Annotated in this window: 7 protein-coding genes and 1 pseudogene; 1 reads left to right on the top strand and 7 read right to left on the bottom strand. The window is 50.9% G+C overall.

Annotated elements, in window-relative coordinates; genetic code table 11:
* Window positions 1-689: M20/M25/M40 family metallo-hydrolase (locus B3F49_RS08465; RefSeq protein ID WP_293910394.1), on the top strand; the 689-nt coding region annotated here is incomplete at its 5' end.
* On the opposite strand, the gene B3F49_RS08460 is transcribed toward B3F49_RS08465, so the two are convergent.
* From B3F49_RS08460 to B3F49_RS08430, 7 genes and pseudogenes are all read right to left on the bottom strand, one after another.
* The gene (locus B3F49_RS08460) at window positions 639-1886 is read right to left on the bottom strand and encodes an MFS transporter (protein WP_293910392.1); all 1248 of its coding nucleotides are present in this window, start codon (window positions 1884-1886) and stop codon (window positions 639-641) included. The genes B3F49_RS08465 and B3F49_RS08460 overlap by 51 nt on opposite strands.
* A 55-nt stretch (window positions 1887-1941) precedes the next feature.
* A complete protein-coding gene (locus tag B3F49_RS08455; protein WP_293910420.1) occupies window positions 1942-2517 on the bottom strand; it encodes a GGDEF domain-containing protein in 576 nt (191 codons plus the stop codon).
* 264 nt (window positions 2518-2781) lie between these two features.
* Window positions 2782-3390 (bottom strand): annotated as a pseudogene (locus tag B3F49_RS08450) (histidine kinase N-terminal 7TM domain-containing protein); the annotation flags it as partial.
* Window positions 3391-3522: 132 nt separating this feature from the next.
* Entirely contained in the window at window positions 3523-4515 is a 993-nt protein-coding gene (locus B3F49_RS08445; protein WP_293910390.1) for a DUF4180 domain-containing protein, read from the bottom strand.
* Window positions 4516-4518: 3 nt separating this feature from the next.
* On the bottom strand, window positions 4519-4701 hold the full coding sequence (locus B3F49_RS08440) for a hypothetical protein (protein ID WP_293910388.1): 183 nt from the start codon (window positions 4699-4701) through the stop codon (window positions 4519-4521).
* A gap of 57 nt (window positions 4702-4758) precedes the next feature.
* Window positions 4759-5247, bottom strand: a complete 489-nt coding sequence (locus B3F49_RS08435) for a GNAT family N-acetyltransferase (RefSeq protein ID WP_293910386.1) — start codon at window positions 5245-5247, stop codon at window positions 4759-4761.
* Window positions 5248-5548: 301 nt separating this feature from the next.
* Window positions 5549-5968 (bottom strand): ester cyclase, encoded by a 420-nt coding sequence (locus B3F49_RS08430; protein WP_293910384.1) that lies wholly within the window; start codon window positions 5966-5968, stop codon window positions 5549-5551.
* Between the last annotated feature and the right edge of the window lie 81 nt (window positions 5969-6049).

Raw genomic sequence — 6049 nt, 5'->3', positions numbered from 1 at the left:
ATGTTGTCATCGTGGGAGAAGCATCCTCGCTTGCGATCAAGCGCGGGCAACGGGGCCGTGCAGAAGTTGTGTTGCAAACCTTTGGAAAAAGCTGCCACTCCTCCAATCCCGACGAAGGGGTGAATGCTGTTACCGCCATGCTGACGTTACTGCCTGAGATTCTTGCCCTCAAAGCGCCGCATCATCCAGTACTCGGAGAGGGGATTCTGGTATTGACCGACATTGTCTCATCTCCCTACCCGGCTCTGTCCGTCGTGCCTGAGTCCTGCAAAGTCACCTTCGACCGGCGCCTGCTTGTGGGAGAGACCGAAAAATCCATCCTCGCCCCGATCCAACAAATCCTGGACAAGCATCCTGATATCAGAGCGACGGTTTCGGTGGCTGAAGGCAGCCTTACCTGTTATACCGGCAAGAGTATAACTGCAAAGCGGTTTTTCCCTGCATGGCTCCTCGATGAGGACCATCCATTGGTGCAGGCAGCCAAGGCCGCCCTGCCCTCCAGTCCTCTTTCCCACTACAGCTTCTGCACCAATGCAAGCCACTTTTGCGCAGAGGCCGGAATTCCCACCATAGGGTATGGACCTTCAGAGGAGTCGCTCGCCCACACGGTGGACGAATACATCAGCACAGCACAACTCTCACTGGCCTTGGATGGGTACCTCGCTCTTCTTGATCACCTGCTGGTGTGATGCAGTTCGCCCATATATCAAGCCGACTGCAGCCAGGAGGATGCCGCTTATGCTGAGAAGCAGCTGGATCGAGACCCTGTCCGCCAAGGGGCCGAAGATCAGGATGCCCAGCGGTATTGCACTTCCACTGAGTATCTGGACCATGGAAAAGACGCGACCCAGCTTGTCTTCATCGGTGGTCTCTTGAATCATGACAATTTCGGCGGTATTGAGGAAGGGAACAAATATGCCTCCCAGCCCCATGATGATGAGGTAGAGCAGAAAGGTGGGTGCAACGCCAAGCAAGGCAAAGCAGATGCCGAAGGCGACCAGCGAGTATGCAATTGCATGGACTTTGTTCTTGAACGTCCCCTTCAGCGACACCAAAAGACCACCGAACAAGGCTCCTCCTGTCCAGACCATCTCGTTGAGGGTGAGACGCCAGACTTCACTGCCGAAGGTGCGTTCGACCAGCAAGGGGGTAAGGATGGCTGCCGGGGTGATGAGAAAGAACGAGAAGCCGTAACAGATCAAGAGGTTGCGGAGAATCGGGTGTGAGAAAGTATAAGAAATACCTACCTTGATGTCCGCCACCACCGAATGTGTCAGTTCCGATTGCTTGGGCTTGGACACCTTGATGAAGCTGAAAACCAGGACGGCAAGGGTTGCCGTTACTACATCCAGGTAGAAGGTGGAGACCAAGCCAAAGAGGCCGAGCATCATTCCACCTACTGCAGGAGAGAGGAGCATGAGCGCAGAATTGATGCTCTGGTTGATACCTTGGATACGCATCAGGTGCTCCTCAGCAACCAATTGGGGTATGATTGCATTCACAGCCGGGCTCTGGACTCCACTTCCGATTGAGCGAATGACCGAGACTGCCAGTATTGCCCAGATTGACTCCAAGCCCAAAGAAAAGATAAGAGCCAAAACGAGGGTGGCGACTGCAATGAAGCTGTCGCTGAGCATGATCAGGATCTTGCGGCTGTGACGATCAGCCCACACCCCGCTGTAGAGGCTGATAAGCAAGTGGGGCACCATCTGTGCCAAGGTTGCCAACATGAGGTAGATACCCGAGGAGGTTTCCAAGGTGATATACCAGATGATGGCAAATCCGACTACCGAGGAGCCGAATATCGAGAGATTCTGACTGAGAAGAAAGAGGACCACACGCTTGGTAAACAACGGTGGTGCCTTCTGTTGTATGGTGTCTTGCATATATTCTCAACGTAAGGGTGAATACGGTGGTGTACCAGAGCTCTTACCGACGTCCTCACTGTAGCGATTGACCCGCATCCTGTCCAGAGCACAAGCGGTTGCGTCCCTCATCCTTTGCTTGGTACAGCAGCGTATCAGCAAGGCGGTACAATTGGTCGAAGGATTCTGTTCGTGCCGATGCCAACCCCATCGAGATGGTAACGTGTAATTCCAATTCTTCATGAACAAATAAGTGCTGTGCAACCAGCTTCCTGAACTCCTCTGCGCGAAGACGGGCTTGCTTAGTGTCTATACTGGATGAGAATACCGCAAATTCCTCCCCGCCAAAGCGTCCTGTGATGCTCTTTGGTTCAGTCCATCGGGTGAGCAGGGCTCCCAATTCCGATAGTACAAGGTCCCCGGCCCGATGGCCGTACGTGTCGTTGATCTTCTTGAAGTGGTCGATATCGAAATAGAGGAGATGAGAAGCCTCTGTTGCACAGGCAAGCTCAACTTCTACGCGATCGATGAAGGTCTGGCGGTTGTAAAGGCCTGTCAGGCCATCTTTCTCTGCCCATTCGGTCAACAACAATCGTTGTTCCTCGAGTATGGTGATGTCCTTGAGGAGGGTCACCGACCCAACCGGTTCCATGCGCTTATTGGTAATGGGGAATAGGTCGGCATGGAAGAATCGATCTTTGAACTGTATGGCGAAGTTAGTCTGTTTGCCCTTCAACACCAACGCATACCAGTGGCTGTAGGTATGCTTCAAATGCTCCTCAAGTTCAGAAAGGTTGCTTTCCAGCATTGTACGTGCTGCAGGATTGGCATCGACCACCTTGGCATCGGAAGTACATACAACAATCCCGTCACCGAGAAACCGAAACGTATGTTCATAGGCAAGGGGCGTAAGCTTGAGCAGGTTGAATCGGTTGATGCCAAGCAGCATGAAAAAGCCGGAGAGGGCGAATACACCGGAAATCGGCACCGATTGTAAGAATTGTTCACCGCTTACCACCTTTATGCATGCATATACCAAGGAAACCACAATACCGAGCAGTACACTGTAAACTTGCATTCTTGTTGCCCTAAGTGAATTGAAAGCGGCAATGATGGTCAGCACCAAGGCAAACAGCATCAACAAGAAATTGCCTGTGATCAGGAACTTCCCGAATGTGGATAATGCAACCACTACCGCCTGGTACGGTTCGCTGCGGGAAAGCGTGATCGAGATACGCACCCAACGGTGGAGAAAGTCAGTGAGAATGAGGAGCACGGCAATGAATTGATAGGTATAGGCGATACGGGCGATGAGCACCCGATGGCTGCGTAGATACTCGGTATAGGCAAGGATGAACATCAAGGTTGCCACCGGAGTCATAAACACCCCGATTTGGGTCACATTTCTCCAAAACACCTTCATTTCAAAGGTGTCGCTCAGCATCTCGGCAAAGGAGCTGACCGCCCAGAGTATCATGAACAGCGATGCGATAGAGAGTTCGGTGGCAGCTTGTTTATCGCACCTCCTATTGGCGTACGAAACCCATCACTGCAATTGATGTCAAATTAATGAAGATTACAGGAAAGTCAATCATATGTCATAGGGTACAATAGGATTCATCCGGAAGGAAATAGAAAAATATGCTTCTTCAGGTTTTTATGCTCTCGAAATCCTTGTAATTGCCTCCATCTCATCACCGACAAAGAAAATATCGCTGCCGCTGTTGCTCTCGCGGATAAAGTCTCTCAGGCTCTTGCTCGTATACACCGAAAAATCCCCGATAATGGCCAGTTTCGTCTGGTAATTGACGAACTTTTGCAGAATATCACCGGCCAGACGAGTCTTCAGGTCGAAGAACCGCTCGTCAATGGCACTGCTGTCAAGAATGAGCCTACGCGCCCCACTCTGATAGTAGACGCTGGCCATGAGGTCCAAGGCCGAGTCTACATCGAAGATGAGAATCGAATCACTTGTCACCCGGGCGATGGGGACACTCGTATGCTGGATCACCTGTATGTTCATGACACCCTCCTCATCCATTTGTACGTACCGAGGGCAGGGTTGGATTGTTATGTCGGAGAAGCGAATGGGAAGACCAACGCTGGTATAAAAATTCGGTCCGTTCTGCAGATGGAAATGCAGATGCGGTTCGGTGGAGTTTCCACTGTTCCCGCATCGTGCCAGCTTCTGTCCTCGAACCACCCTTTCACCGGCCTTGACCAACATGCTGTCCTTCTTCAAATGGGCCATAAGACTGTATTGCTCCTCTGCATGCTTTACTATCACATAGTTGCCTGCAATGTGGTTTGAACGGTTGAAATACCTACCCTTTCCCAATATAAGGCTATCGTTTGAGCGGTTGTTCACCTTCACCACCACCCCGCCTGCAGGAGACAGAATCGCCTTGTCGTAGCAGTAGCAGCTTCCTACCTCCCGTTCATTCCCTGAACAGGAACGTCCACTCTCCATTTGCAAAAAGTCGTAGGCATAGCGTTGGACGGGAGTATTCTGCAAGTGTGAGTAGGCTTGGGTGAAACATCCATTGAACACGGCCCACGCCTCTTCAAAGGGGAGGCTATACGTTACCTTGCTGGTACGAGTCTCTACCGAAGGGAGGTTGTTCTTGTATCGCCTCTTGATTACAAGCATGCCCTACAGCAGTGCAATCGACCCAAAAAACACCGATGCATTGAGGGCAATCTCCACTACAACAAACAGGACAAACAGCGTAAGGTAGGAGAACAGGACATAGTCACTGAACAAGGAGAGTATGTAGGAAAGAAGGCCTATATACTTGGCCCATTTGCTGAACACAGAGAGCTTGTAAAGAAACATATCGGTATCCTTTTTCAATACAATACCGTGTCACTTCGAGTATGAGAAGAGTTCTGCCTACCGAGCAAACGCATACAGCATCAGATAATCATCACCCTTCTCCTCGAGGATGGTGAATCCAACGCGTTTGTAGAGGTCCACTGCAGGATTTCCCTTCTGAACCGAGAGGGAGACCTGACTGTATCCCTTTGACTGAAGCAGATCCAGCAACTTTATAAGCAATGCAGTACCGATGCCCTTCCCGCGAAATTCCTTCTGTACAGAAATGGCAAGCTCGGGGGTATGCTCATCCACATAGCCGTACCCTTTTAGGGGGCTTGAAAGCACTCTTGCCCAGACGGCTCCCAGAAGCATTCCCTCCTGTTCGGCAACAAGACAGTAGTCATGCGCCCTTCCAAAGTCCTGATAGTAATTTTGGAGGGAAGGCTCGAGCAGGACCGACGGAGGAGGAGGTGCTTCTCCTGATGGGACAAAGATTGCATCGTAGAGAAACTCCTCAAGCATGGAATACTCTTCTCGCTTGAGCGGCCTAAGGTTGTACTGCATAGAAAGCTCCCTCTTTGGTTTCATAGCTCCACCATGCCATCTCGGCGATCGTATCATAGGGGATGGGCTTGTAGACACCCAGCCGATATGGATGCTGCTGCCCCCTTTCCAATGAGTGAGCATACTCCAGGGACATGCTGTGTTCAGCCTCGGAAATTGATGCGTTGATGACCCGATGCTTTTGCAAATATCCTTGCCGACCCCCGCCTGATATCGAAAGGAACTACTACATAGGCTCCGTCTTGGTCCGGCACTTTCTGGATAACGGCATCAAAGCTGTACATATGCTTCCTCCCAATGGTTAGGCCGGCTTGATCAGCTGATGCTCCCAAAGCGTCTCAAAGGTATTGGCCGCCCCGCCATGCTCGACGATTTTTCCATCCACCATTCGGTCGATGTCGACTCCGGTAAAGCTCAGTGTCCTGCCTGATGGTTTTATGCCAATCCACTCACCCTCATGCTTTGCCTGCATAATGAATTCAGAGATGACATACTCCCCGTCACAGTGTTGACGAATGATGTGCATGGAGTAGTCGGGATAGGTAACTCTGATTGCCTGAAGGTGCTCTTTCATTCCGGCAAGTCCACAGGGATACTCTGTTTCTCCCACGCGTACCGTACAGGTATCAGCTATATAGTCGTCCAACCTATGAAGTAGATTTTGTGAAACCACCACTTCATAGAAGTACCGTATCCTTTCTTTCTGTTCTTCTGCTGTCATGATGAAACCCTCTCCTTGTCGAAGAGTCTACACTGCAGCAGAGTGACAATCCAGACCCAGCCTGACAGAAGAAAAAATCAT

Origin of the sequence: Sphaerochaeta sp. UBA5836 (assembly GCF_002432845.1) — a bacterium.
In the GTDB taxonomy this organism is placed as follows: Bacteria; Spirochaetota; Spirochaetia; order Sphaerochaetales; family Sphaerochaetaceae; genus Sphaerochaeta.
The sequence above is the reverse complement of the archived record's forward strand: the minus strand, read 5'-3'. Positions and strand labels throughout refer to the sequence as shown.